The organism is Bacillus sp. FS02 (assembly GCF_024398395.1).
Lineage (GTDB): Bacteria > Bacillota > Bacilli > Bacillales > Bacillaceae > Bacillus > Bacillus altitudinis.
The window spans coordinates 2,620,780-2,646,616 of the sequence record NZ_CP074101.1 but is presented as its reverse complement, the minus strand read 5'-3'; the positions used below and the strand labels follow the sequence as shown (position 1 = coordinate 2,646,616).

The 25,837-nt window shown below is 41.6% G+C and carries 22 protein-coding genes and 1 riboswitch; of the genes, 5 read left to right on the top strand and 17 right to left on the bottom strand.

The window, feature by feature from the left end; all coding sequences use genetic code 11:
• Nucleotides 1–31 precede the first annotated feature (31 nt).
• The 10 genes from KFQ09_RS13365 to KFQ09_RS13320 all read right to left on the bottom strand — a co-directional run bounded on the left by KFQ09_RS13365 (nt 32) and on the right by KFQ09_RS13320 (nt 12,666).
• Nucleotides 32–1,423: a glycoside hydrolase family 28 protein gene (locus tag KFQ09_RS13365; protein ID WP_052320873.1), complete on the bottom strand. Its 1,392-nt coding sequence runs from the start codon at nt 1,421–1,423 to the stop codon at nt 32–34.
• A 20-nt stretch (nt 1,424–1,443) separates the two neighbouring features.
• The gene (locus KFQ09_RS13360; protein WP_255835751.1) at nt 1,444–2,937 is read right to left on the bottom strand and encodes a UxaA family hydrolase; all 1,494 of its coding nucleotides are present in this window, start codon (nt 2,935–2,937) and stop codon (nt 1,444–1,446) included.
• The gene (locus tag KFQ09_RS13355) at nt 2,934–4,385 is read right to left on the bottom strand and encodes a tagaturonate reductase (RefSeq protein WP_255835750.1); all 1,452 of its coding nucleotides are present in this window, start codon (nt 4,383–4,385) and stop codon (nt 2,934–2,936) included. Before KFQ09_RS13355 ends, KFQ09_RS13360 begins: the two co-directional genes overlap by 4 nt.
• 58 nt (nt 4,386–4,443) lie before the next feature.
• Nucleotides 4,444–5,454 carry a LacI family DNA-binding transcriptional regulator gene (locus tag KFQ09_RS13350; protein WP_255835749.1) on the bottom strand — a complete coding sequence of 337 codons (1,011 nt, stop codon included), beginning with the start codon at nt 5,452–5,454 and terminating at the stop codon, nt 4,444–4,446.
• A 67-nt stretch (nt 5,455–5,521) separates the two neighbouring features.
• Nucleotides 5,522–6,958, bottom strand: coding sequence for a glucuronate isomerase (gene uxaC / locus KFQ09_RS13345; RefSeq protein WP_099496744.1), 1,437 nt, complete (start codon nt 6,956–6,958; stop codon nt 5,522–5,524).
• Nucleotides 6,959–7,094: 136 nt separating this feature from the next.
• Nucleotides 7,095–8,849: a HAMP domain-containing sensor histidine kinase gene (locus KFQ09_RS13340; protein WP_017359251.1), complete on the bottom strand. Its 1,755-nt coding sequence runs from the start codon at nt 8,847–8,849 to the stop codon at nt 7,095–7,097.
• A gap of 3 nt (nt 8,850–8,852) precedes the next feature.
• Nucleotides 8,853–9,575 carry a response regulator transcription factor gene (locus KFQ09_RS13335; RefSeq protein WP_072367948.1) on the bottom strand — a complete coding sequence of 241 codons (723 nt, stop codon included), beginning with the start codon at nt 9,573–9,575 and terminating at the stop codon, nt 8,853–8,855.
• 178 nt (nt 9,576–9,753) lie between these two features.
• Entirely contained in the window at nt 9,754–10,569 is an 816-nt protein-coding gene (locus KFQ09_RS13330; RefSeq protein WP_017359249.1) for an ABC transporter ATP-binding protein, read from the bottom strand.
• Between the two features lie 21 nt (nt 10,570–10,590).
• Entirely contained in the window at nt 10,591–11,613 is a 1,023-nt protein-coding gene (locus KFQ09_RS13325; protein WP_255835748.1) for a FecCD family ABC transporter permease, read from the bottom strand.
• Nucleotides 11,614–12,666, bottom strand: a complete 1,053-nt coding sequence (locus KFQ09_RS13320) for a FecCD family ABC transporter permease (RefSeq protein WP_008347113.1) — start codon at nt 12,664–12,666, stop codon at nt 11,614–11,616. It lies immediately after the preceding gene.
• Nucleotides 12,667–12,925: 259 nt separating this feature from the next.
• Here KFQ09_RS13320 and KFQ09_RS13315 point away from each other — a divergent pair, with 259 nt between their 5' ends.
• Entirely contained in the window at nt 12,926–13,864 is a 939-nt protein-coding gene (locus KFQ09_RS13315) for an ABC transporter substrate-binding protein (protein WP_255835747.1), read from the top strand.
• A 37-nt stretch (nt 13,865–13,901) separates the two neighbouring features.
• Here KFQ09_RS13315 and KFQ09_RS13310 read toward each other — a convergent pair whose 3' ends face one another.
• The 3 genes from KFQ09_RS13310 to KFQ09_RS13300 form a co-directional block, all read right to left on the bottom strand.
• A complete protein-coding gene (locus KFQ09_RS13310) occupies nt 13,902–15,311 on the bottom strand; it encodes an amino acid permease (RefSeq protein ID WP_058213611.1) in 1,410 nt (469 codons plus the stop codon).
• Between the two features lie 192 nt (nt 15,312–15,503).
• Nucleotides 15,504–15,682, bottom strand: a riboswitch (Lysine riboswitch).
• Nucleotides 15,683–15,804: 122 nt separating this feature from the next.
• Nucleotides 15,805–15,948, bottom strand: a complete 144-nt coding sequence (sspJ, locus tag KFQ09_RS13305; protein WP_008347117.1) for a small acid-soluble spore protein SspJ — start codon at nt 15,946–15,948, stop codon at nt 15,805–15,807.
• Nucleotides 15,949–16,030: 82 nt separating this feature from the next.
• The gene (locus tag KFQ09_RS13300; RefSeq protein WP_007500254.1) at nt 16,031–16,459 is read right to left on the bottom strand and encodes a MarR family winged helix-turn-helix transcriptional regulator; all 429 of its coding nucleotides are present in this window, start codon (nt 16,457–16,459) and stop codon (nt 16,031–16,033) included.
• A 171-nt stretch (nt 16,460–16,630) separates the two neighbouring features.
• Between KFQ09_RS13300 and KFQ09_RS13295 the strand changes: the two genes are divergently transcribed.
• The 4 genes from KFQ09_RS13295 to modB all read left to right on the top strand — a co-directional run bounded on the left by KFQ09_RS13295 (nt 16,631) and on the right by modB (nt 20,653).
• Nucleotides 16,631–17,122, top strand: coding sequence for a metal-dependent hydrolase (locus tag KFQ09_RS13295; RefSeq protein ID WP_007500253.1), 492 nt, complete (start codon nt 16,631–16,633; stop codon nt 17,120–17,122).
• A gap of 123 nt (nt 17,123–17,245) precedes the next feature.
• The gene (locus KFQ09_RS13290) at nt 17,246–19,096 is read left to right on the top strand and encodes an LTA synthase family protein (protein WP_255835746.1); all 1,851 of its coding nucleotides are present in this window, start codon (nt 17,246–17,248) and stop codon (nt 19,094–19,096) included.
• Between the two features lie 115 nt (nt 19,097–19,211).
• The gene (gene modA / locus KFQ09_RS13285; RefSeq protein WP_255835745.1) at nt 19,212–19,988 is read left to right on the top strand and encodes a molybdate ABC transporter substrate-binding protein; all 777 of its coding nucleotides are present in this window, start codon (nt 19,212–19,214) and stop codon (nt 19,986–19,988) included.
• Nucleotides 19,988–20,653 carry a molybdate ABC transporter permease subunit gene (gene modB / locus KFQ09_RS13280; RefSeq protein ID WP_058213607.1) on the top strand — a complete coding sequence of 222 codons (666 nt, stop codon included), beginning with the start codon at nt 19,988–19,990 and terminating at the stop codon, nt 20,651–20,653. The genes modA and modB overlap by 1 nt, the downstream gene beginning before the upstream one ends.
• A 224-nt stretch (nt 20,654–20,877) precedes the next feature.
• On the opposite strand, the gene KFQ09_RS13275 is transcribed toward modB, so the two are convergent.
• The 4 genes from KFQ09_RS13275 to KFQ09_RS13260 all read right to left on the bottom strand — a co-directional run bounded on the left by KFQ09_RS13275 (nt 20,878) and on the right by KFQ09_RS13260 (nt 25,672).
• Complete coding sequence (locus tag KFQ09_RS13275) at nt 20,878–21,723, bottom strand: aldo/keto reductase (protein WP_008347122.1); 846 nt, start codon at nt 21,721–21,723, stop codon at nt 20,878–20,880.
• A gap of 68 nt (nt 21,724–21,791) precedes the next feature.
• Nucleotides 21,792–22,661, bottom strand: a complete 870-nt coding sequence (locus KFQ09_RS13270; protein WP_035389396.1) for an ROK family protein — start codon at nt 22,659–22,661, stop codon at nt 21,792–21,794.
• Nucleotides 22,662–22,724: 63 nt separating this feature from the next.
• Complete coding sequence (locus KFQ09_RS13265; protein WP_017359242.1) at nt 22,725–24,740, bottom strand: Na+/H+ antiporter; 2,016 nt, start codon at nt 24,738–24,740, stop codon at nt 22,725–22,727.
• A 320-nt stretch (nt 24,741–25,060) separates the two neighbouring features.
• The gene (locus KFQ09_RS13260) at nt 25,061–25,672 is read right to left on the bottom strand and encodes a trimeric intracellular cation channel family protein (RefSeq protein ID WP_007500242.1); all 612 of its coding nucleotides are present in this window, start codon (nt 25,670–25,672) and stop codon (nt 25,061–25,063) included.
• Nucleotides 25,673–25,837 lie beyond the last annotated feature (165 nt).

The following is a 25,837-nucleotide window of genomic DNA, read 5'->3' as shown; positions in this document are numbered from 1 at the left end:
ACAGCCTTTGACGTGGCTGTTTTCACTTCCGCTATTGGTTGATATGTTCACCATTAATGACAACTTTCTGAAATGAAGGAGATACTGCATGTTCTAATGAAAGAGGGTACGTGACATCGTCAATGACACAGTCTTTCATTTTAAAGTGTGTGACCGGGGAATGTGAGTATGCGGCGATCTTGACACCATATCGCCCTCCGCTGCTTTTTAACCCTTCTACTTCAATATGACGGACTACAGGTCTATGCGGACCGGTATCCCCTTCCTCATACATCATGTCGATACAGACCACCTCATGCTTTAAGCTTTTCACTAGATTGTTTTTAAAATAGATGTGTTCAATGGTACCGCCCCTGACAGAGTTGGTCTTAATGCGCAATGCCCTGTCGAGGTTCGGACTGTCCATGACATTATCCTCTGCATATACATACTTGACGCCTCCAGAGATTTCACTCCCGATCGTTACTCCGCCATGACCATCACGCATCGTATTTCTACGAATGACGATGTTTTCAGATGGAACACCGATTCTCCGGCCGTCCTCATTTCTGCCCGATTTAATGGCAATACAATCATCGCCATTATCAAAATAACAATCTTCAATGAGCACATGTCGACACGACTCTGGATTCACACCATCTGTATTTGGGCCATGACCGATGATATTCACCCCGCGGACGATGACGTTTTCACTTAACACCGGATGGACTTGCCACATCGGTGAATCCTTTACTGTTACTCCTTCAATGAGAATGTTTTGGCAATTGTATGGCTGGATAAAGCTTGATCTTAAATAATGTCCTTCGCCAAACACTCTTTCTTCCACTGGTATTCTTTTTTCAGCCATTTCAAAAAGAAGCTGACGATCCCGATCTTGAGAGGGTTGACCATTTGTTCCATACTTCCAAGGCCACCAGTGGTGTTCATCCCCTCTCCCGTCCAGCGTGCCTGCTCCTGTAATCGCGATGTTTTCTGCATGATGGGCATAAATAAGTGGTGAATAATTATAGAGCTCAATGCCTTCATATCTTGTTAGAACAAGTGGGAGATAATCACGTGTATCTTGGCTAAAGGCCACATAGGCGTTTTCATGAAGATGAAGCTCTACATTGCTTTTCAATTCTAAAGCGCCTGTCAAAAATGTCCCTTCAGGAATCAGCACACGCCCTCCTTTCAAACGATGTGCATCATCGATGGCAGACTGAATAGCATTTGTCGAAAGCTCTATCCCTTTGTTATCTGCACCATAATGAATGACATTGAATTCACGATCTGGGAACTTTGGTGCTTTTATCTGCTTTAACACCTGATCTATGCCATTTGTTTCTTTGTCTTTTTTCCCTTGCTTTGCTAAACGTGCGAGTCCAATTCCTGTTAGTACTGTTCCTGCTGTCACATACATCAAATTCCGTTTTTTAGACATTTCCTTATCCCCCAGACGCCTTAAAGTGTCACACCTGTTTTAAAAATAGCCAACTCTCTAAAATTGTTTTTTTCATGATTTAACAGCTTTCCACTCGCCACATCAATCACCGTGGCAATGAACTTCTCTAGCACCACATCTTCTGATACATCCTCAAGCAATTCCCCCGCATTAAAGTCAATCCAATGTTTTTTTGTTTCATATAACGCAGTATTGGTCGATACCTTCATCGTTGGAACAAATGTGCCAAACGGTGTGCCTCTGCCTGTTGTAAAGAGGACGAGCTGACAGCCAGACGCTGCGAGAGCAGATGAAGCAACCAAATCATTCCCAGGCGCACTTAATAAATTCAATCCTTTTCGTTTTAGCAGCTCACCGTATGTTAAAACATCCTTTATAACGGAAGTACCCGCTTTTTGTGTACAGCCGAGAGATTTATCTTCTAATGTCGAAATTCCTCCTGCTTTATTTCCCGGGGAAGGATTTTCATATACTGGCTGTCGATGATCCATAAAGTATTGTTTAAAATCATTGATCATCTGCACAATATTGTCGAATGTCGCTTTTGATTCCGCTCTCTCCATTAAGATTGTTTCAGCCCCGAACATTTCCGGTACTTCTGTTAAGACGGTGGTTCCGCCTTGAGCCACAATGAAATCGGACAGTCTGCCTAAAAGTGGATTTGCGGTAATGCCTGAAAATCCATCTGATCCTCCGCATTTCAAGCCAATTTTCAGCTCAGATAACGGAATGTCTTCACGCTGATCTTCTTTCGCTGCGTCATAAATTTCCTTGAGCAAAGCGACACCCGTCTCAATCTCATCCCCTACTTCTTGGCTTCTTAAAAATTTCACCCTCGTCTGGTCATACTCCCCTAATGTTGCCTGAAAATCCTCAATGTCATTGTTTTCACAGCCAAGACCTAGAACGAGAATCCCTCCAGCATTTGGGTGCTTTACGGCATTTTGAAGTATTGTTTTTGTGTTTTCATGATCATCCCCAAGCTGTGAGCACCCATAATTGTGCTTTAATACGAGAGCCGTTTCAAAAGGATGGATGCTCCCCCCCATTTCAGCGGTAAATATTTGAATGATTTGATCGGCAATGCCATTGACACACCCAACTGTTGGGACAATCCAAAGCTCATTTCGTATACCACTTGCACCATTTTTTCGTTTATACCCTTTGAATGTCAGATTCGTTTTTTCATAGGGGTTTTCTGTTAAAGAAGGTCGGTATTCGTAATCGAGCTTACCTGATAGATTCGTTTTGATATTGTGCGTATGCACCCATTCTCCAGTCGAAATCGCAGTGGATGCATGACCAATGGGGTAGCCATATTTGATGATATTCTCTTTTTCTTTGATCTCAGCCAATGCAAATTTATGACCTTTAGGAACGGTTTCTTTTAAAATGATTGTATGACCTTGGTGCTGAAGCTCTTCGCCTTGCTCAAGCACTTTTAAAGCGATACCAACATTATCTGAAGGATGAATCACAACAAAGTCTCTCATGCCTTCTCCCCCTGACTTTCATATTGAAGAATTTGGTGAACAGCAGCTCTCATGCCATTTTCATGTATGAAGGTGAGCTGCTCGGCTACTGCATCCCTCAGCCCTGCTATCCTCGTCAAATCCATCCCCCATAAAACTTCGTTTGAAAGAAGTTGATCGACCATTAATTCATAGGAATGGTCCACTTCCTCCCATGCTTCCTTCATGAATGTCATCACAGACTCATCATCCTTTATCTGATCTGCATGGACTTGATAAAAATAAATCAAACTGCTCAGTGAGAACATAAGCTTCGTAGGCAACTGTTTTTTTAGCTCTATATAATCTAGAAGAGACGGGAGAATACGCGCCCGAAATTTAGATACACCATTTAAGGCAATATCGAGTAATTGATGTTTGACAAAAGGGTTGCAGAATCGATCCCACACGGATTGTGTATAAAGCAGCAGCTCTTCTTCAGGAAGTGGCAAACCTGGCAGCACTTCCTCCTCAAGCATGCGGCGAATGAACACACCAACATGCTCATCATCCACCGCTTTTTTGACAGTATCCAAGCCACATGAATATGCAATCGGCACCATCGCTGTATGCGCACCGTTTAAAATGCGAACCTTGCTCATACGATAGGGAGCGATATCTTCCACAAAAAGTACGTTTAACCCTGCTTCTTGAAAAGGAAGCTCTTTTTGAACAAACGCAGGTGCTTCAATGACAAACAGGTGATAATATTCTGCTGTGACAAGCAATTCATCGATATACCCCTCTTCTTTTTGAACAGTCTCCGCTGCTTCCTGAGAAAATCCTGGGACAATTCGATCAACTAACGTATTACAGAACGTGTTGGCTTCCTTGACCCAAGCCACAAAATCAGGCGGAAGATTCCACTCAGCTGCCATTGTGATCACATATTCTCTTAATCGATCACCGTTTTGTTCAATCAATTCACAAGGTAAAATGATCAAGCCCTTTTTCTCATCTCCAAAAAAAGCTTTAAAGCGGTGATACAAGAAGGCTGTCAGCTTTCCTGGAAAACTTGCTTGCGGCCGATCTTCTAATCGGTCCTCTTTTCTTAACACAAGTCCTGCCTCTGTTGTATTAGAAAAGACAAAGCGCACATCAGGACTTTCCGCTACATGTAAAAAGACTTCATAATCTGTATATGTGCTGATTCCCCTGCTGATGGATTGAATGACGATCCGTTCGTTCATTTCTTTTTGGTCATGAAATCCTTGAATACATAAAGTGTACAAACCATCTTGTTCATTTAGAGCAGTCACTGATCCTTTTCGAGGAGGAACAACCACTGCTCTTCCTTTAAAATCTGTACAGTCGTTTAGCTTCTGGATCTGCCAATTCATAAATCCTCGCATAAAGTTCCCTTCGCCAATTTGTAGAATGGTTTCAGGATATTCAGCCACTGGGTACACATCTTTGGATAATCGTCTCAAACGCTTTTCCTCCCCGCATTTTTTGCACACGTGAACATTTTCATTTAAAAGATGCTGATTACTGCACCTTTTTGACTGAATCTCTAATCATCAGCTCTGTGTGGACATACACTTTTTCCAGATGATCGTCTTCTTGCGTTTCACTGTTGATGACTGAAAGGATAGCTTCTGCTCCAAGCGCACACATTTTTTCAATTGGCTTTTTGACTGTTGTGAGGGCAGGCGTTGTATAAGATGAAAATGAAATATCATCAAAACCGATAATAGAGAGATCATCAGGACACCTTTTACCTTTTGCAAACAATGCATTCATCGCACCAATCGCCATGTCATCGTTTGAGCAAAAAAGGGCAGTTGGCGGATCATCAAGAGTGAGTAAGGCTTCCATTGATTCATAGCCGCTCTTCATATGATAGTCGCCTGTGATCATGTATTCTTTCTTCATGGGTACATGATGGTCAATGAGTGCTTGCAGAAAACCAGCTTTTCTTTCTTGTGTGGATTTAAATCCCTGTTTCCCTTCAATAATGGCAATTTGTTTATGCCCCTGCTGAATGAAAAAGTGTGCAGCTTGGTATGCCCCTTCACCATCATCCGCTAATATATTCATCACTTGATTACTTTCTACACGGCGATTCAGTACAATAATGGGAATGCCCTGTTTTTTCACATGATGGATAAACGCTTCATCATGCTCGCTTTGGCTCATGAGCAAAATACCATCATACCGCTGTTTATGAATGGTTGTGTAATCATGAAAATCGTCAATTCCTCTTACAACCAAATGATAGTTTTCTGTTATCACACTGTTGACGCCTTTTAAGGCATCAACAAAGAAGCTTGAGGATGTGCCTTCTGTTAAACTCGTAAAAAACAGACCAATTGTAAATGATTTTTGCGAGACAAGGCCTCTGGCATGGACATTCGGTGAGTAATTCAGCTGTTTTGCAATCGACAAGATGTTTTGTTTTGTTTTCTCTTTAATAAAAGGACTGTTATTCAAAGCCCTTGATACTGTGGTATGAGAAACGTTTGCCAATTTTGCTATATCTTTGATTGTGACTGTCATGCTATTCCGCCTTTTATGATTTTTTATCATCTTATCATAAAAACGCTTTCATATTCTTGCTTTTTGTTCATATCATCTTGCTTTTATGCGAAAGCTCATTTGCCCGTTCAAATTGAAAATACTGCTTTGCATTTTCATAGCTGATTCCTTTTACCATTCCCCCTAGCAAATTGAGATCATTAGGCGCTTCACCTTTTTCCACCCAATCTCCAATGATGTCACATAACAGTCTACGAAAATATTCATGTCTTGTGTAAGACAGGAAGCTTCGTGAATCTGTCAGCATCCCAATAAATCGGCTGATCAGTCCGATACTGGAAAGTGCCATCATCTGCTCTGTCATTCCCTGCTTTGTATCATTAAACCACCAAGCTGTTCCATGCTGCATTTTCCCAGGAGTCTTTCCATCTTGAAAACTTCCAGCTATTGTTGAAATCACCACATTGTCCCTTGGATTCAAGGAATAGAGGATGGTTTTTGGCAATGCATGTGCTTGTTCTAACCGATCTAATACGCGGCAAAGAGGCTTTGCAATGTCTTCATCATTCATTGCATCATATCCGGTATCTGGTCCAAGTCGCTTAAACATTTTCGAGTTGTTGTTTCTGAGCGCATTGATATGAAGCTGCATCGCCCATCCCCGCTGAGCATATGCCTGACCTAGTTCAATGAATGTGTGTGTTTTAAATTGAACCTTCTCCTTTTCCGTCAATGGATGTCCAGACATTCTTTTATGAAAAATGATCGTAGCTTCTTCTTCCGTCGTGTCTTCGTAAGTCATTTCATTGATGGCATGATCTGAAATCAAACAGCCCTGTTCATGAAAGAAATCGATTCGCATATGAAGTGCTTTTATGAAGTCTTGATAGGATTCGATCTTGATAGATGAAACCTCCGCCAGCTGATGAACATACTCGATAAACAAGTCATTTGTGATATCTAATGCCTTATCTGGCCGAAACCCTGGCAGTACTTGCACAGAAAAGCCTTCTTCCCGCAGTTGTTGGTGATAAATCAACGAATCAACTGGATCGTCTGTCGTCACAACCGTTTCAACATTTGATTTCACAATGAAATCTCTCGCACCAAATCCATCTCCTTGCAACTTTTCATTTACTTTTTTCCAGATGATGTCTGCGCTTTCTTCATTCAAAAGTTCTTCAACATCAAAATATCGTCTTAGCTCTAGATGGGTCCAGTGATAGAGAGGATTTCCAATCGTCATCGGAACAGTTTTCGCCCAAGCTAAAAACTTCTCATAATCTGAGGCATCTCCTGTGATATGTGTTTCAGGTATCCCATTTGCTCTCATGGCGCGCCATTTGTAATGATCTCCGTAAAGCCATGCTTCGGTTATATTTTGGAACGTTTTATTTTCATAGATTTCTTTTGGACTTAAATGACAATGGTAATCAATAATCGGAAGGTTCTTTGCAAACTCATGGTATAGCTTTTCCGCCGTTTGACTGTTTAATAAAAACTGCTCATCTAAAAAAGCTTTCATCAAACTCCCCCATCTCTTATAATGATGAAAATCAATTTGTTCACGTTAACAATTTTATTGTAATCGTTTACAAAATTGATTTCAATCCTAAAACAAGAAAAAACGATCTCCTTTAGAAAAGAAAATCGTTTTTTGGCTATTTTACAGATGGTGTTTTCTTTAGGATAATCGCAATAGTTGTTCCTTGACCTAATTCACTTTCTACTTGAATATCGCCATCGTGCAGTAAGACAAGCTCTTTTGCAATCGCCAGTCCTAGTCCTGTTCCATTTGTTGGATCATTCGTATTTGTCCCTCTATAGTAACGATTAAATAAATGATCCACTGTTTCTTGCGCCATTCCGCGTCCGTTATCTTTCATTTCGATCCGAACTTCATCATTTGTTTCAGATAGAACAGCTTGAATAAGAGTACCTTTCTGGTTATGCTTCACTGCGTTCGCCAGCAGGTTCTCAATGACTCGTCTAAACCAGGCTTTATCGATCTCAAACATGACACCCTCTGTTTGATCTTCAAAGGATGATAAATAATCTTCTGAAAGCGTGCTTCTTGAAAACTCGTCCATAATGGAGGCTAAAAATTCACCAAGCTCAACAGGTTTTCGATTAATAGGCAATGCACCATTTTTCAATCGATACGTGAGGTTTAAATCCTCAATCAAGGTCGACATGTATTCTGATTTCTCACGAATGACTTGTCCCATTTCCATGACTTCTTCCTTGGACCATTGGTATTGATCTGATTCTAGCATTAATCCATAGCCGTAAATCGTGCTAAGAGGCGTTTTTAGATCATGAGACAGCCCTGCGATCCATTCTTCCCTTGTGGTTTGAATTTTTCTTCGGTTTGCTTCATTCTCTTTTAACGTATTGGTGAGCTGATCCATTGTTTTGAGGATATCCTCAAACAGCCGGTACTCCCGCTTAATACGGCCCTTTTTATTTTTACTTACTGGAATACCTTTTCTATTTGTTGGCTCCTGCAATTTATTTCTTGATAAGAAAATCAGCCAGCGGATAATGTGATAGATCGGTAGCCCATAGCGATACGAGTACCATAATGTCATAACGATAATAATCGTAAGCGCAAGACCTGCAATCAAAAGCGTTGTATATTGGTTTAAAGCCTCTGTCTCTTTATCATAAAGCTCGTCTGGGCTGTATACTTTGTTTGGCACCGAAACAATCATATACAAATCCTTATTCACTTTGATATACGACAGGTCACTTCTAAACTCCCAAGGCTTTGATTGATACTTGAGCAGTTCAACATCCGTTACGTTATTTTTCAAATTATTTTTGGCTCGGATACCTTTTAAGTATTTTCCTTCTTCATTAAACAGATGCACCGATCCATTCATTCTTTTCAAAAATTCTTTTGTTTCAACTGAATATTGAGACAATGCAGCCAGGTTTTTTTCATGCTGCTTGAGATAATTGGCTACCTTTGTGCTGTTCGTTTTAAATCCATATAAGACGATAAAGCTTTCTTGATCAATCTCAATTGGCCAGAAGTACATCTTGTAATCTTTAAATTGTCTTTTTTCAAAGATCTTGATCATTTCATCCTTTTGATAGGATGTTGGAATGTTTTTAGGGAGTTGATAGCTATAGACGTTGCGTTTTTTGGAATCAATCACTTGTAGCCAGCCATCACGTTTTTCCACTGCTTGTTTGAGCTGATCATCGGCTTCCATTTTTCCATCCTCGTTAAAATAAAGCCAGCTCATGAGTGTATCTCCATCTGCCTTCGTTAAACCAGTTTCAGTCATATTCTCATAGCGTTTTTGAAAATAAAGATTTTCAGAGAATGTTTGCCCGATCGTTAGAATAACGATGACAATAAACATTTGTCCGACAAAGTGAAAGAAAAGTTTTGTTCGTAAATTCATAAACTATTGAAGAACCTTCACAGGTTGCGGAATGAACTTATAGCCCATACCACGGATCGTCACAATATATTCAGGCTGACTTGGATCTAACTCTATCTTTTCTCTCAGCTTTCGGATATGAACCATGACGGTGTTGTTGTCACCATATGACGGAACACCCCATACTTTCTCATAGATTTGATCTTTAGAAAGTACCACATTCGGATGATCACAAAAATACTTCAGCAAGGACAAAAGCTGCGCTGAGCAAGCCGTCACTTCTCCCCTTACTTTCAACTCGGCTGCATGAGGATGGTACGAGAAATGAGCATATTCATATTGACTGTGCGCTTCTTCCTGCTCCTCCTGTAAGGAGACATAAGTTCGGTTTAAGTGCGCCTTAATTCTAGCTACTAGCTCTAACGGATTAAATGGCTTTGTGATGTAATCGTCTGCACCTTGTGCAAATCCAGTCAATTTGTCTACATCAGACGTTCTTGCTGTTAAATAGAAAATCGGTGCCTTCGTCATTTTCCTGATGTCAGGCAGAACATCAAAGCCTGACTTACCGGGCATCATCACATCTAGAAGTAAGAGGTGGATGTCCTCGTTTTTGACAATATCTAATGCTTCATCTGCATGATAGGCTTTATAAATATGTTGAAACCCTTCTTTTTTTAATACGCGTTCAACCATTTTTACAATTGCTTCTTCGTCATCTGCAATCAATATTTTTGCTGTTTCCACGCATCTCTTTCCTTTCTAGCTATGATCTCTAACCGTATATTACCATTGTCCAAAGTAAAAAAGTACCTCTTTTCTGCATAAAAGCGAAAAAAGATTAACTGGAGAAAATGGCATAACAAGGTAATACCAGAAGATGCAAAAAAACTCGGTCATACATACCGAGTTTTTTGTCCATCTATTATCCGTTCACAGCTTCAAGCTTTCTTTCATGATTCATTAAGTCATATGTTAAACAGATCGGCTTATTCGTTCTCGGATCAAGCACAATTTCTGCATCGATGTGGAACACCTGACTGAGCACCTCTTTTGTCATGACCTCATGGGGCGTACCCTCTTTAATGACTTTCCCTTGATTGAGGGCAATCATGTAATGTGAAAAGCGTGCAGCATGATTGAGGTCATGAATCACCATCAGCACCGTTCTGCCCTGTTCTCTGTTTAAGCGTTCTAATAGCTGAAGGATCTCCAGCTGATGAGCAAGATCTAAATACGTCGTTGGTTCGTCTAATAAAAGCAGCTCTGTTTCCTGAGCGAGTGCCATCGCAATCCATACCCGCTGACGCTGTCCACCGGAGAGTGCTTCAATTGGCCGGTCATGAAATGCAATCATTCCCGTCTCCTCAAGTGCCCATCTGATGATTCGTTTGTCCTCATTTGATAAACGGCCAAATCCATTTTGATGCGGGAAACGTCCATATGACACAAGCTCATAAACGGTCAGACCACTTGGTGCTTCAGGCGTCTGCGGTAAAATGGCCATTTGTTTTGAAATTTCTTTTGTTGGTGTTTGATGGATCGCCTGGCCATTTAAATAAACAGCACCTTGATGGGACTTCATAATACGAGACATTGTTTTTAAAATCGTTGACTTCCCGCACCCATTCGGCCCAATTAATGTGGTCACCTTGCCTTTTGGGATGCTGATATTTAAATCGTCTACAATCAAACGGTCATGATAGCCAATACAAAGCTTTTCTGTTTCTAGTGATTTCATCTGTTATACTCTCCTTCCTCATTAGTTCGTTTTCATCAATAAGTAAATGAAGTAAGGTGCGCCTAAGGCCGAAACGACAAGTCCAACGGGCACCTCTGATGGAGCAAGTATGACACGCCCAAGTGTATCTGCAAGTAATAACAGCAGTGCACCAATCATAGCGGACGCCGGTATCATTCCTTGATGTTTCGGTCCAACTAGCTTTCTTGCGAGGTGTGGTGCCGCTAACCCTAGGAACGATATACTCCCTGCAACAGCGACACTCGCACCGGCTAATGCAACTGCAATCAGCATGAGAAAACTTCTTTCTTTATGAACTGAAATCCCTAAGCCATAAGATATCTGATCACCCAAATTCATGATATTTAAGTAGCGTGCCCTCACCATCGCTAATACAAGAAAAATCAGCATCCACGGCACGACTGATAAGACATATGTCCAACTTGAGCCCCAAATACTTCCTGACAGCCACACAATGGCTTGGTTAAAATCATTTGGGCTCATCTTTAATTGAATAACCACAATCGCTGCCGAAAATGCAGCATTGATCCCAATACCAGTTAAAATCAATCGAACAGGCGTAATGCCCTTTTTCCACGCTAGCACATAGATGAGGAATGCAGCAAAGGCGGCACCTACGAAAGCGAAAAGCGGCAGTACAAATATTGAAAAATCACCTAAGTTCGACATCGAACCCTGAAAGGCAAAGATAAACAAAACCACCGCAAAGCCTGCACCCGCATTTACACCTAGAATGCCGGGATCAGCTAAACCATTTTGAGAAACACCTTGCCAAATGGCTCCTGATACAGCGATAGAAGCGCCAACAAGTAAAGCGATGACCATCCTTGGAAGTCTGAACTCGAATAATACAAGCTCATCCATTTCACTTCCGAGTCCAAAAAATGTTTTGAATGTTTCCATCGGAGAAATCCGTATCTCTCCGGTATTTAAACTAATCAGGAACACAGCCACGATCGCTAAAAAGATCATGACCATCGTTCGTTTGTATTTCTTTTTCTTTGCCTGCTGCACCATTTCCATTTAAATTCCGCTCCTTTCACGTCTCGCTAAATATAAGAAGAAAGGAACGCCTATAATGGCTGTAATGGCACCCACTGGCGTTTCAAACGGCGCATTGACAAGCCTTGCCGCAATGTCTGCATAAATGAGCAAAATAGCCCCTAAAATAGCTGAGCAAGGGATAATCCAGCGATAGTCAACGCCGACCAAGAAACGCGTAACATGAGGAATCACAAGCCCGATAAAGCCAATAGAACCTGCAACTGACACGGCTGCACCTGTTAAAAGGATCACGACCAATATGCCAAGTACCTTGACTGTTCGTGTATATTGTCCAAGCCCTTTTGCTAATTCATCACCTAAGCTTAAAACCGTGATGGAGCGGGCAAGAATCATTGCGATGATCAGTCCTACAGCCGCAACTGGAATGATGATCTTAATATTGCTCCAATTCACACCAGCCACACCGCCTGCGTACCAAAAACTCATATCTTGCGCGACGTCAAATCGAATGGCAATCGCTGAGGAAATTGAGCTTAAAAGTGCGCCAACAGCCGTACCGGCTAATGCGAGCTTCACAGGAGTAAGTCCCCCTTTTGAAAGGGTTCCAACCCCAAATACAATAGAGGCGCCAAGTGCTGCACCCAAAAATGACCAAAGAATTAATGTAAAAGAAGATTGGCCTGGGAAAAAAGCAAACGCAATGGCAATCGCAAATGCAGAGCCATTTGTCACACCCATGATTTCAGGAGACGCAAGCGCATTTCTTGTCATGCCTTGCATGATGGCACCCGATACTGCTAAAAAGGCACCGACAAGTGCGGCACCAACTGTACGCGGCAGCCTTAGTTCCCTAATGATTTGATGTGAGGTTTGTTGTGAATCAAAATGAAAGACGGCTTCCCATACCGTGTGTAAATGAATGTTTGCCGCTCCTAGCGATACTGATAAAAAAAGACCGAATGCTAAAGCAATGATTCCTATGATGACAACAGCTGCTGTACCAAAAGGCTTTGTCACAATATCTATCGCATCATCTTTAGCTGACAGCTGTTTATTCGATTGTGAGCCCAAAACCAGTCTCTTCCTTTCCGTTCATATCTATTCGTTATTAGTGATAATGATTATCAATCTCGGAGTCTAGTATATCACTTTCTTCACGTTTTGAAATCCTTGTTCTAATAAATTTCTTTATTTTCATCAAAAAACCGGGAGAATTTCACCATTTTCATTTTGGTCATAAAATAGCCGATGCATTTTTTCTTCTATCATGTTAAGATATAATCGCGAATGAGAATCATTATCATAAACAATTGAATAGGAGCGAACTTTAGTGAAAAAACGAACTGGACTTCTTTTGATTTCCTTCATGACCCTTATGATTTTTACTGCTGCTTGCGGCAGCACTTCCAATAAAGAATCGGGAGCCAAAAAAAATGACACGATCACCTATCAAGATGTAAAGGGTGAAGTGAAACTGCCTCAAAACCCACAACGTATTGTGCTTCTGGCGGAAAGCTATTACGGGGATCTCGTCACACTCGGCAAAACCCCAATTGCTGCCACGGCGCCCATCTTTAAAAACCCTTTCTATAAAGGAAAAACAGATGGAGTGAAAAATATTGGAAAATCTCCCTCTGTTGAGAAAGTAGCCTCTTTGAAGCCGGATATGATCATTGCTTGGGGAGAAGATGAGAAATTTGATCAATACAAAAAAATTGCCCCTACAGTTGCCATTCAATACAATCAATATTCGTTTAAAGACCAGCTAAAAGAATTCGGTAAAATGACAGGCACATCAAAAAAAGCAACGGATTGGATCACACAATGGGATGCCAAAATTGCTGAAGTGAAACCAAAAGTAACAAAAGCTGTAGGAAACAAAACCGTTTCGATCGTATCACCATTCGATAAGGGCATTTACATTTTCGGTAACACTTTTGCACGCGGTGGTGAAATCATTTATGACGAGCTGAAATTAAAAGCTCCGAAGGCCGCCCAAAAAGAAGCCATCGACAGTGGTGTCGGTTATGCAAACATTTCTCTTGAAAAGCTTCCAGAATTTGCAGGTGATTATATTTTCACAAGCCCATGGAGCGGTTCAAAAAGTAATGGCGATCAAGTGTATAAAAGCAGCATCTGGGCATCACTTCCTGCTGTCCAAAACAAACGCGTATTTGAAACAGATACAGTCGGTTACTTCTTTAATGACCCTGTGTCACTAGAAGGTCAGCTCGAATTTATTGTGGATCGATTAACACCTGCCTCATAAAAAAATACGTTTCTCCAGCATTGGAGAAACGTATTTTTTAAACTGTACCTTTGGCAAATTTTTTGGACATGAATGGGTAGAGTAAAATGCCAACTAAGAACAATCCAATACCAAGACCAAATGTTTTGAAATCAGCTGTGCCTGAAATAATGACCCAAGCGGAATACCCTATGGCCACAAGCGCAATGATCCCGTCTCTTGTCCGGTTTCCTTTTTGGAGCTCATATGTGTCACCTTGCATGATGACCTTAAAGCTGTAGATCGACGACACGATATACGGAATGAGATACGCAAGTGTCGCTGATGTTGTTAAGAAAGTAAAGGCTTCATTAATCGTACGTGACATGACTGAGAAAATAAACAGCTGTGACATGATATTTGTGACAGTCAAAGCAATAACAGGACTGCCTTTTTTGTTTGTTTTTGCAAACACTGCTGGAAAATCGCCAGCTTTTGCTGCTTGATAAGGGACTTCAGAACCAAGCAAAATCCAGCCAAGCATCGAACCAAATAAACAAACGATCGCAAGAAGTGCCATGACAATGCCGCCAGCCGGTCCGATAATGAGCTGAAGCACGTCTACGAATGGTTTATCAGAACCTTGCAATTGATCATGCGGCAGAACGCCCATTGTAATCAAGGTAATAATCATATAAATAGACAGTGCAATTAAAAGTCCTGTAATCGTCGCACGTTTGACATCACGCTGCGAGGAAGCTCTTCCTGATAAAATGACAGCAGATTCGATGCCGATAAATGCCCATAGTGTGGAAATGGCCGCATGATGAATTTGGCCTCCAAGTCCGAGCACTCCTTCACCACTTGCTGCTTCAACAGGGAAGTAATAATGTTCAAATAATGCGGTTTGGAATGCAAATAAGCCTGCGACAATAAAAAGGACGAATCCAAGCACCTTTGAAAAGGTCGTAATAAAGTTCAGCTTACTTGCTGCGCTTAAGCTTGTAATTAAAATCGTATGAGTCCCCCATAGAAGGATTGTACATACGATAAACGTTGTGAGCTGACCAAGTGTGATCGCTTCTTTTCCAAAAGTAAAGACCTCCGTTTTCACGGTTAAAATTGGGAAAAAGGTTGTTAAATAACCAGCTAGGCTTGTGATAATGGCGACATTACTAATCCAGCTTGCCACCCAATATCCCCAAACCATTGTAAAACCGGCTGCTTTTCCTTTTTTCGGATCTTTAAAAAGCGCTCTTGCATAGCTTTGTGGTCCAGCTGTTAGCTGCGGTTTATGAATGGACAAATGTCCAAACACAAAGGCAATCATCAGTACGCCGCCACCTGTGACAAGCCATGCCATCGTCACACCTAAAGGACTTGCATGCTGGGCAAGTGTACTAGGCAGCATAAAGATGCCTGAACCTACCATATTTCCGACGACAAAAGCCGTCAATAACCAAAAACCCCATTTTTTTGTCTGTTCCATTTTCGTACCTCCGTTATATTCACTTTGGACCAGACCCGGCAGTATCTTCATTGATATATTTGTGAAGCAATGACTTGCATTCTTTATGTTCATGTTGGGTCACTTTCTTACCAGCATACCCTTTTCTTAGGCAATCAGAACATAAAAAAAAGCCTGAACAAAAGTCCATGCTTTTCAAAACATACACCTTGATCTCCGGATAGCCCTCCACGCTTCAAAGACGTGGCAGTCCTGCATTTGTTCAATGCAGACCCAGCATAAAGAAAGTTGGAGCTCTCTCTACACTTCGGCGCTGATGCCTTTTTTCTCATGATCAACGATTCCATCTCTCCCATGAGTGACTCATCATCCGCGCAACCTCTACCTCACTGAGACATAGCGTGAGGATTTCTATTCATTTTTACTACACGAAGGTTATCAAACATTCTCATATCTGTCAAAGGGAAAAACATAGAAAAAAGGCAGAGAAATGATTCTCCGCCTTTTTGTCAGCTTATTGATGGTTGTTTTTCTTCTTTTGGACAGCTTCTTGAAGCGGATCGCCTGCTAGTTCTTTACTTGCTTCTTCTAACAGCTGATCGACCTGCTGATGGTCTTTCTCGCTTTTCGCCTTTTTATCCTTTTGGAAAAATGACATCGCTATTTCCCCCCTTTTCTTAAAATGCCTTTGCCTGTTTAATTTGTGCTACAGCGCTCAGCATTATACAAAGAGGAGCGGTTCATTCATCGTGAAAGGTCTGTCTCATTTTTTGCAAATACGTTAGAAAGGTCTTTAAGTCTTCCTCTGTGAAGTCTGACATCATATGCTGAATCACCTTTCCAAAAAGACGTGTATGCTTTTCGTAAATAGCCAGCCCTTTTTCCGTAGCTTCTAGCCGGACAAGGGAATGATCGTCCTTGTCCCTTTCTCTCTGAATATAGCCTTGCTCACATAATTTATTGAGGGCAATGGAAGCGGCACCTGGGTTGAGCGAGAGTCTTTGTTTAAGCTCTTCAGCATGTGATACTTTTCCTTGTATCAATATAGAAAGAGCATATATCTGTGGAGGCGTGATGTCTTTTTCTAACTCAAGTAACTTGCGGTTTAATTTACGGCTGACTTCATAATGTACAAGAACAATTTCTTTTAAAATGTCTGCATTACTCATCCGAATCGCATCCTTATCGTTAGTGTCAACATGACTTCCTTCTTATTATAGAATGTTTTTCCAAACAGCCAACTATTTTATCCCATTTTTCTTTAGAAATAAGCCTTGCTGAATGGATTCACCCTTGATATAGTGAGTACTTGAACAAAAAACAGAACAGGAGTACGCATCATGACAGGAAAAACACATATTATGGGCGGAATTGCCGCCTCCACAGCCGTCGCCTATTATTACGGATTCGAACCAGTGACGATGGCTGCTGCAGGATCAGTAGGTGCCCTCATCCCAGATCTATGTCATACGAAAAGCAAAATCGGCAGGAAATTCCCGCTCCTTTCCACACTGATCAGTAGTGTGTTCGGGCACCGCACCTTTACACATAGTTTATTATTTCTGCTGATCATTTATTTTATTGCGACAACATACATTCCAAATGACAGCCTCAGTACCGGGTTACTAGTTGGGATGGCAAGCCACCTCATCCTTGATGCAGGCACAGTGAACGGTATTAAATTTTTGTTCCCCGCGACCATAAAAGTACGTCTCCCCTTTTATGTCAAAACAGGCAGCACAGGAGAACAAGTCGTACTAGCTGCTCTGACCATTGTCACCTGCTATTACATGGCTGTCATTTGCGGAATATCCATCCCATTGCCGTTTTAGAAAAAGAAAAAAGAGTTTTGCAAAAAAGCAGGATATGAATTGATCATTCCTCATTTTTTTAGTAGTTTTAAGATAAGTGTTTTTGCCTTGCAGCTGAATACAGAATGGTGAGGAGCTACATAAATGAAAGCGTTTTTCAAAAATCACTGGTTTTTAGTGTACTCCATCCTCTTTATGTGGATGAAAACATACATCATTTATCAATTCGGATTTCATATACGAACGGCCAATCTGTTTCTCGAGTGGCTGCTTTTGATCAATCCACTTAGCTTTTTGCTCCCTTTGTTTGGGATTGCTCTTTTCTTAAATGAAACGAAACAAAAGGTCTTTTTATTGACCACAAATTTTATTTTGACAGCCATTTTGATATCGAATACGATCTTTTACGGTTTTTATATTGATTTCATTACCATTCCTGTCTTATTTCAAGCAAAGAACATGGGAGATATGGGCAGCAGTATGACTGAATTGTTTCATCCGCTATTTATACTCATGCTGATTGATTTTGTGGTGCTGGCATGGCTCTTAAAACGGAAACCGTTATCACCAAAAGCGTCTTTTAAGACGATCAAAACATACTATGTGGTTTGCTGCAGTTTTCTATTGTTCCATGTCAGCTCAGCCATGATGGATCACCCTCGATTTTTGACAAGCTCATATGATCGAGAAGTCATTGTACGCAACCTTGGGCTGTTTCAATTCCATTTGTATGACGGTGCCGCTCAAACAGCACGTATTGGACAAAAAGCCTTTGCTGACGAAGATACACTTTCAACAGTGGCAAACTACACAAAAGCTGATTACAGTGCACCGAATGAAGACTATTTTGGACTTGCTAAAGGCAAAAATGTCGTGTTCATTTCACTTGAATCAACACAGCAATTTGTCATGAATCAAAAGGTGAATGGACAATACATCACCCCATTTTTAAATCAACTTGCCAAAAAAAGCTTCTATTTCGATGAATTTTATCAGCAGACAGAGCAAGGCAAAACGTCGGACTCAGAGTTTATCGTCGCAAACTCCCTCTATCCATCTAGCAGTGGCGCTGTCTTTTTCACAGCGAGTGACAACGAATATGACACACTGTACAAGCAATTGAAAAAAGAGAATTATCAATCCGTCCAATTTCATGCGAATAATAAAACGTTCTGGAATCGTGATGTGATGTATGAATCTCTTGGGATTGACCGCTTTTATGATGTCGATTCATTTGATGTCAATGAACAGAATTCGACTGGCTGGGGCTTAAAAGATATCGACTTTTTTGACCAATCCATTGATTATTTAAAAAAGCTGAAGGCGCCTTATTACAGCACGTTTATTACCTTAACCAATCACTTCCCATTTGAAATTGATCCAAAGGATCAGTTCATTGATGAATATGATTCGACTAGCACCATTTTAAACCGCTATGTGACCACCGTCCGCTATCAAGATGAAGCCATCAAAAGGTTCTTTGAACGAATGAAAGAAGAAGGACTATATGAAAATACAATGTTTGTCCTGATGGGAGACCACTATGGCATTTCAGAAGCACATCATGAGGCAATGGCAGAGCTGCTGAAGCAGGATGAAATCACACCGTTTGATGCGGTTAAACTGCAGCGGGTCCCTTTTTTGATTTACATTCCTGGGGTGACAGACGAGGCCCCTCAAACCATTTCTGAAACAGCCGGTCAAATGGATGTCAAACCGACACTTCTTCATTTACTCGGCATTGAATCAAAAGATGCCATTCAATTTGGAAATGACCTTTTCTCCAATGAGCGTACACCGTTTGCTGTGCTAAGAAATGGAAACTTTATTACGGATGATTATCTTTATACAAAGAACACGTGCTATGATCAAAAAACAAAACAACCTGTTGAACAAGACGAAGTATGCCAGCCTTATATAGAAAAAGCCAATAAAGAGCTGTCTCTATCAGATAAAGTGATCAACGGGAACTTACTACGTTTTTATCAGCATTAAAAGCTGCCCTCTGGCGGCTTTTTCTTTTCTCTTTTCCTGAAAACCTATGAATGGTCAAATAAGTTTGATTATAATAAAGGATACACATGATGTTGAATGATAAAGAGGTGTGATCATGAAATATTTATTCTTAACCTACGTCACCATCTGTTTGCTCCTGAATGGGTGTCAAACGGAGTCGACGTCATCAGATCAAAGCAAAAAGACAGAACTTGTGATTTCAGCGGCGGCAAGCCTGCAGGATGCTTTGAAAGAGATTGAATCTGCCTATGAAGATGATCATCCAAACGTGACACTCACGAATAATTTCGGGTCATCAGGTGCATTGAAGCAGCAAATCGCTCAAGGAGCAAAAGCGGATCTCTTCTTCTCAGCAGCTGAAGAGCCTTTTGATAACCTTGTTCAATCTGGCGACATCGATCAGGATCATACAAAGGATGCCATACAAAATGAGCTTGTTCTCATCGTGCCAAAAGAAGGTTCCTCTTCTATCAAAACCTTCCGCGATGTTCAGCACATAAAAGGAAAGATAGCGCTTGGCACACCTGAATCTGTTCCTGCTGGTACATATGCAAAAGAGATTTTCACAAAACTGAATATATGGGACCAAGTGAAACAGAACGCTGTCTATGGCAAGGATGTTCGTCAAGTATTAAACTATGTCGAAACAGGAAATGTGGAAGCTGGTGTCGTGTATAAGACGGACGCGCTCGTTTCTCGCAAAGTAAAGATAGTAGATGAGGCAAATCAGGACATGCATTCCCCCATCATTTATCCAGTTGGCATTGTCAAACAGACCGAACATATGAAGGAAGCGAAAGCATTTTTTCAATATCTCCAATCAGATCCAGCCGCAGCGATTTTTAAAAAGTACGGCTTTCAAGTGAAATAATGCCGATGCTGACCGAAGATTTTCTTTCACCTATCTGGCTGTCCGTACAAGTGGCTGCTTTCAGCGGGTTATTGGCTGTCGTTTTAGGAACGTCCATTGGTTTTTGGATGGCGCGTACATCTTTCAAAGGAAAAATGATCGTGGAAACGCTCCTCATGATGCCGCTTGTCCTGCCGCCAACGGTCGTAGGATTTCTGCTGCTCGTCGTGTTCGGGAAGCACAGTGTGATTGGACAAGCCATTGAATGGATCTTCCATCAGCCTGTCATCTTCACTTATTGGGCAGCGGTCATTGCATCGACGGTTGTCGCATTCCCACTCATGTATCAATCAGCGAAAGCTGGTTTTTCTACGATTGAGTCAGACATTGAAGGTGCTGCAAAAGTTGATGGTGCGCATTCTTTCCAGGTCTTTGCCTATATTACCGTCCCACTCGCACTGCCATCTCTTCTCTCTGGTGCAGTTTTAAGTTTCGCAAGAGCCTTAGGAGAATTTGGAGCGACTTTAATGTTCGCTGGCAACATTCCTGGGAAAACGCAAACCCTCCCAACAGCCATCTATGTGGCGATTGATTCTGGACGAATGGAACTTGCGTGGGCTTGGACGATTTGTATTGTGATCCTGTCTTTCCTCATGCTGTTGGCTGTGCGCCGAAGCAGGAATTAAAAAATCCCCTTCTCAAAAAGAGAAAGGGGATTCAGATTGTTGACAAAGGGCTAAAATGAACTTGATTTTAGCCCAGCCCTTTGTCTTCTTTTCAGCGTGATAGAAAACCTTTGCAGTCTAGGCATGACGAGTACTGACGCGGAGCGAATTTGACATTCGTGAGCAACAGCACGCACTGACAAAATATGCGAGGGTTTGTCTACACGCTGAGGGGATAATTTTATTTATTCAAACCCAACCGTCATCGTTTCTGGATTAGACCCGACACGTTCGTTATTATTAAGTGCATTGATTTTTTCCATGTCTTCTTGTGAAAGCTCGAAGTCAAAAATGTCGGCATTTTGTTTAATGCGATCTTCATTGATTGATTTTGGAATGGTGACAACGCCGCTTTGCAGATCCCAACGCAAGATCACTTGAGCCACAGATTTGTTGTATTGTGCTGCAATTTCCTTTAATACGTCATGATCCAAAAGCTTTCCTTGCATCAGCGGAGACCATGCTTCAATTTGAATGCCTTTTTCTTTCGCATATTGTCGTAATTCGACAAGTGTCAGTTTTGGATGAAACTCCACTTGGTTCACCGCTGGAACAACCTCCGCATCTTTTAACAGCTCTTCTAAATGCTGCACGTAGAAGTTGCTGACACCAATCGCTCTTACTTTTCCATCTTTATAAAGCTTCTCAAGCGCACGCCATGTCTCTTTAAATGTATCTGCATTTGGTCCAGGCCAATGAATCAAATAGAGGTCTAAGTAATCAAGACCGAGCCGGTTTAAGCTTGCATCGAATGCAGCGAGTGCTTTGTCATATCCTTGATCTGTGTTCCATACTTTTGACGTAATGAACAATTCTTCTCTTTTTACGCCAGATTCTTTAATGGCTTTCCCTACGCCTGTCTCGTTTTTATAAACGGCAGCCGTATCAATGCTGCGATAACCGTTTCGTATGGCTGCTTTGACGGCATCAACCACTTGGTTGCCGTCCTCCACTTTGAATACACCTAAACCAAACCATGGCATTTCTACTCCGTTATTTAGTGTTACGGTATCATTCAAGCTTTTGACCATGTTAACAACCACCTTTTCATAGATTCCATCTTTTTCATTATCTCATGTTGCGTTTGAAAACTCTATTATCAGGCGTTTCTCTTCGCTTCAATCGCTAGCAGCAAAGCACCTGTCATACCTGCCTTGTCCTCAAGTCCAGGAGAGACAATGTATGTATCAAGCGGCGGCATGTCGACATAATCATTGACATACGCAGCCAGCTTCTCTCGAATGAGCGGAAATAGCTGTTTTTGCTTCATGACGCCTCCACCCATTATAATGCGTTCTGGGCTTAATATCAGCGTGTATTGCATTAATGCCTGTGCTAAATAATCTGCTTCAAGAGACCAAACTTCTTCTTCTTCGGTAAGCTCTTTAGCCGGCTTTCCCCACCTTGCCTCAATAGCTGGACCTGCCGCCAGTCCTTCTAAGCAAGTACCATGCGCTGGGCAGACACCTGCAAACTGATCTGATTCATGCTGCCTGACCAGGATGTGCCCCATTTCTGGATGTGAGTGACCGTGGAGAAGTTCATTTTTCACAACAGCCCCGGCACCAATCCCCGTACCGACCGTGATATACAGACAGCTGCTTAGCCCTTTGGCGGCCCCTTTTGTCAGTTCACCTAATGCTGCGGCATTGACATCTGTCGTAAAGGACACCGGTACGCCTAATTGTTTCTCCAGCTCAGGTATCAACGGGTAATGCTTCCATTCAACTTTCGGCGTATTCATGATGTAACCGTAAGAAGGATCGTCTTTCTGGACACAAATCGGTCCAAAGGAACCGACCCCTAATGCTGCAATTTCATGTTGCTGAAAAAATGGAATAAGTGATTGGATGGTTTTTTCCGGGTGCTCTGTTGGAATGGTTAATTCCTCTATGATATCCCCATGCTCATTACCAATGGCACAGCAGAACTTTGTTCCCCCAGCTTCAATCGCTCCGTAATATGTCATCCTGCCTCTCCCCCTGCTCGTCTCTTTTTTTCATCATAAAACATAGGGGAGAAGATGACAACATCATGTATTGGTCAGTAAGACTGCTTCCATGTCGTTGATATACTCCCTTAAATGATGGGCAATATCACGATTGATTTCGCCATTTTCATATAAGGTTTGGATTTCATTACGAATCGTCTGTACGGCTTGGAAGTTAAGCTCTTTCTTCTTCCGGTCAAACGTACGATCCTTTTGCTGAAAGAAAGAAGGACCATGTTCACAGCGGAATATCACTTGATTGTAAAACCCAATGACTTGATGACACGTTTGTTGATTGTCTTCGGTCATATGGTGCTTAATAGAATCCACCGCAGCTTCAGCCGTTTTCTTACGGATTTGTTTATACGATTCCTCGTTTTCTAATATGCCGCTTGAAATACGCTGATTCGGACGCCATAGTTGAAGCCATTGTAGTAAGCGCAGAAACTTCACTTTTGAGAAACGAATTTTAAAGGAGTTGGAATAGAGCATTTCCAACTCATGAAATCTCTCTTGCAGCTCATACGCTTCTTCTTTGTCGATTTTCTCTTCCTCGATCAACTGCTGAAGTTTCATCTGTTCTGCTTTAATGCCGTGCAGTCTGATTTTTCTCTCTTGTTTTCTCATACCAAACTGGTACGGTTCCCGCTGAATATTTCTCAGCTTCATTCGGTAATCATTGATGAGTGCAAGGGAGACTTCTCGATTGTCTTCATTCATTCCTTCTTTTAGAGTTTTAATGGCACTTCTCAGCAGCTTCCGTTTCGCGTGCTGAATCTTTGTATCTAAGTCCACATCCACTTGCTTATCTTTTTTCTCCGATAAAATAGGCAGCAGCACACTCGCTAAAATGAGTGTACATAAAATGACGCCTGCTGCGAGGAAAATAATTAAATGACGCTCAGGAAATGGTGATCCGTCTGCAAGCGTAAATGGGATGGAGAAAGCACCTGCTAATGTAACAGCACCACGAACACCAGAGAATGTCATCAGCATGGAAGCACGCAGCTTCGGTTTTTTCGCGTTCTTCTTTTTCGATACACTCCAGTTTCCTGCCCAGAACAGCCATACCCATAGGAATCTGAGAATCATCAGACAGAATGTAATGATTAAAATGTAACTGATGACCTGCATATTATTAAAGGCTTCATCTTGGAAAATGACGGTCGATACATCAGGAATTTGTAACCCAAGTAAAACGAAAACAAGGCCATTTAAAATAAATAAAATAATATTCCACGTGTTTGAAGAAGCAATTTGCAGTTTTGCTAAATTCGCTTCCATTCGGTCTTGCTCGATGGCATGTGTCACACCACCGGCAACAACGGCTAAAATGCCGGATACGCCAATTTCTTCCGCTGCTAAATAAATCACAAACGGCGTGAGGATTTGCAGGATGATGTGCATTGTGACATCGTCCATGCCTAAACGGCGGAGAAAGTAGCGAAAACGAATGATAAAAAACGACAGAATAAATCCAGTCAATAATCCGCCAGCAGCAATAAGAACAAAGCTAAAGGATGCCTCTGCAATGGAAAATGCCCCTGTAACCGTTGCTGCAATAGCAAATTTAAAGGCAACAAGTCCTGACGCATCGTTCATCAGCCCTTCGCCTTCCAGCAGTCTCATGATCCCCTTTGGCATATTCACACGGCTGGAAAGTGCACTTACAGCAACCACATCTGTCGGTGATAAAATCGCTGCAAGCGCAAATGCAGCTGGAAGTGGTATGCTTGGAATCATCCAATGGATGGTATATCCCGCGACAATGACTGTCGCAAATACGAGCCCTAAAGCTAATAGAAGAATGGGCGCTCTTAATTTCCACAGCTCGTCCCTTGGGGTACGCTTCCCATCATTAAATAACAGTGGTGCAATGAATAAAACGAAGAATAGCTCAGGATTTAAAGAAATATGTAAACCTGAAGGAAAAGCTGCGACCAATATCCCTAAACCCACTTGGATTAATGGAACTGGAATAAAGGGCAGAAAACGATTGATAATATTAGATGATGCAATGAGTGCTAGTAGTACGAGCACTGCCAAAAAAATCTCCACTAGTACATGTCCCTCCCATTTCATTTTTTCCGTCATGTTTTGCTTACATGCAAAGATGTGTTCATTTCTTTCTGATCCATCCGTTCGATCACGAGCGTTTTTTTAGTATCCCGCAAAAAGTGAAACCAACACATAACAATCCATCTAGGCAAAAAAAGACTGAATCTACATATTCAGTCAAATGACAACATTTTCATCTCGTGTATTGTTCCAATGATGAATAAAGAACCTACTTTTATTTTACACGAAAACAGCTTGACCTGCTGACATCAAGCTCGAATAACAAATAAAAAAAAGAGCGACATCGCCCTTTTTTCGTTTTACCCTTTATTTAAAAAATAAGACCTTGCGGGAAGCCGCCATTTGAATAAGTAGGAACAAACCCTGCATATGACAAGGATGACAAACAGCAGATATAAAGCAAGCTCTCCTTGCGCTAAGCCGAGTCCGACGAGTAAGCCGCCTAGGGCTGCCCATACTGCGTAAATCTCTGCTTTTAGCACAAGTGGCTTTCGTCCTGCTAATAAATCACGCACAATGCCGCCGCCGCTTCCAGTCAAAATGGCTGCCACAATGACCGCACTGAGCGGGAGCTCTCTTTGTACAGCAAATAATGCACCTTGAATCGCAAACGCTGCTAAACCGATCGCATCTGAGAAATTCCCCCACGTGCTCCAGTGCTTGAGCAAAAGCTTTGGAAATAGAAACACGATCGTAATGGATACAAGGGCAATGGTAAACATTTTGCCCTGCGACCATAAAGCAGACACCGGAAGACCAATTAATAGATTCCGAATCGCTCCACCGCCAAATGCTGTGACAATCCCTAAAATGTACACACCAAGAATATCGTACTCTTCCTCCATTGCGACAATCGCACCACTAATGGCGAATGCCACAATGCCTATAATACTTAAGACTTCCCATGCCATTTTCCGCTTATCTCCTTACCATTGTCTGATCATCTAACACTCTCCCTTAATGTATATCTGACACAAATGAAAAGCAATACAAATTTTCTTTAAATTTTATCTTTTTGCAAAAATAAAAAATAGCCTGCTTAAAAGCAGGCTCAGATTGTTGACAAAGGGCTAAAA

What these genes read in the sequence shown, in the direction of transcription:
- KFQ09_RS13365 (WP_052320873.1), bottom strand. Translation starts at nt 1,423, where the DNA reads ATGTCTAAAAAACGGAATTTGATGTATGTGACAGCAGGAACAGTACTA.
- KFQ09_RS13360 (WP_255835751.1), bottom strand. Translation starts at nt 2,937, where the DNA reads ATGAGAGACTTTGTTGTGATTCATCCTTCAGATAATGTTGGTATCGCT.
- KFQ09_RS13350 (WP_255835749.1), bottom strand. Translation starts at nt 5,454, where the DNA reads ATGACAGTCACAATCAAAGATATAGCAAAATTGGCAAACGTTTCTCAT.
- uxaC (WP_099496744.1), bottom strand. Translation starts at nt 6,958, where the DNA reads ATGAAAGCTTTTTTAGATGAGCAGTTTTTATTAAACAGTCAAACGGCG.
- KFQ09_RS13340 (WP_017359251.1), bottom strand. Translation starts at nt 8,849, where the DNA reads ATGAATTTACGAACAAAACTTTTCTTTCACTTTGTCGGACAAATGTTT.
- KFQ09_RS13330 (WP_017359249.1), bottom strand. Translation starts at nt 10,569, where the DNA reads ATGAAATCACTAGAAACAGAAAAGCTTTGTATTGGCTATCATGACCGT.
- KFQ09_RS13325 (WP_255835748.1), bottom strand. Translation starts at nt 11,613, where the DNA reads ATGGAAATGGTGCAGCAGGCAAAGAAAAAGAAATACAAACGAACGATG.
- KFQ09_RS13310 (WP_058213611.1), bottom strand. Translation starts at nt 15,311, where the DNA reads ATGGAACAGACAAAAAAATGGGGTTTTTGGTTATTGACGGCTTTTGTC.
- sspJ (WP_008347117.1), bottom strand. Translation starts at nt 15,948, where the DNA reads ATGTCATTTTTCCAAAAGGATAAAAAGGCGAAAAGCGAGAAAGACCAT.
- KFQ09_RS13300 (WP_007500254.1), bottom strand. Translation starts at nt 16,459, where the DNA reads ATGAGTAATGCAGACATTTTAAAAGAAATTGTTCTTGTACATTATGAA.
- KFQ09_RS13295 (WP_007500253.1), top strand. Translation starts at nt 16,631, where the DNA reads ATGACAGGAAAAACACATATTATGGGCGGAATTGCCGCCTCCACAGCC.
- KFQ09_RS13290 (WP_255835746.1), top strand. Translation starts at nt 17,246, where the DNA reads ATGAAAGCGTTTTTCAAAAATCACTGGTTTTTAGTGTACTCCATCCTC.
- modA (WP_255835745.1), top strand. Translation starts at nt 19,212, where the DNA reads ATGAAATATTTATTCTTAACCTACGTCACCATCTGTTTGCTCCTGAAT.
- modB (WP_058213607.1), top strand. Translation starts at nt 19,988, where the DNA reads ATGCCGATGCTGACCGAAGATTTTCTTTCACCTATCTGGCTGTCCGTA.
- KFQ09_RS13275 (WP_008347122.1), bottom strand. Translation starts at nt 21,723, where the DNA reads ATGGTCAAAAGCTTGAATGATACCGTAACACTAAATAACGGAGTAGAA.
- KFQ09_RS13270 (WP_035389396.1), bottom strand. Translation starts at nt 22,661, where the DNA reads ATGACATATTACGGAGCGATTGAAGCTGGGGGAACAAAGTTCTGCTGT.
- KFQ09_RS13260 (WP_007500242.1), bottom strand. Translation starts at nt 25,672, where the DNA reads ATGGCATGGGAAGTCTTAAGTATTATAGGCATTGTGGCATTCGCCATT.